At 53.8% G+C, this 527-nt stretch carries 1 protein-coding gene; it reads right to left on the minus strand.

Annotated features, from left to right (window positions below; genetic code table 11):
• On the minus strand, nt 1–527 hold a 527-nt coding region (locus ACXJKO_RS32100), incomplete at both ends, for a PAS domain-containing protein (RefSeq protein ID WP_457095027.1).

The following is a 527-nucleotide window of genomic DNA, read 5'->3' on the forward strand; positions in this document are numbered from 1 at the left end:
GACAACGACGGAGGTGACCTCACCGGCCTCATCCAAGACGAAGGACACGTTGACGGCGCACCAGATCCGTGAGCCATCAGGGCGTAAGTAGCACTTCTCGATCTGGAAAGGTTCGCCTGTCTTCAGATGCTTAGCGAACAGAGGCACGTTCCATTGAGAGTCCTCGAGATGGGTAAAGTCCAGGATGGAAAGATTTTCGATTTCCTCTTTTGAGCGACCGAGGATGTCGCAGAAGCGCTGGTTAATCATCAGCACTCGGTTCTTCAGGTCATGGTGTAGGATGCCAACCATGCTCTGGCTGAACACGGTCTCAAGTTGGCGCTCTCGGGCGCGTAGAGCTTCGGATGCAACGTGACGGTCATTGACGTTGTGGAAGAAGACGGCAATCCAATTCCCGGATGGGATCACATGAACTTCGTACMAAGCTGACAGAGGAGGATAAAACGCTTCAAAAACCTGCCTCGACCTCTCAGCCATGGCACGATGGTAGGCGGCCTCAAACGGTGACCCGATAGCTTCCGGAAATG

Source organism: Microvirga sp. P5_D2, from assembly GCF_054049475.1.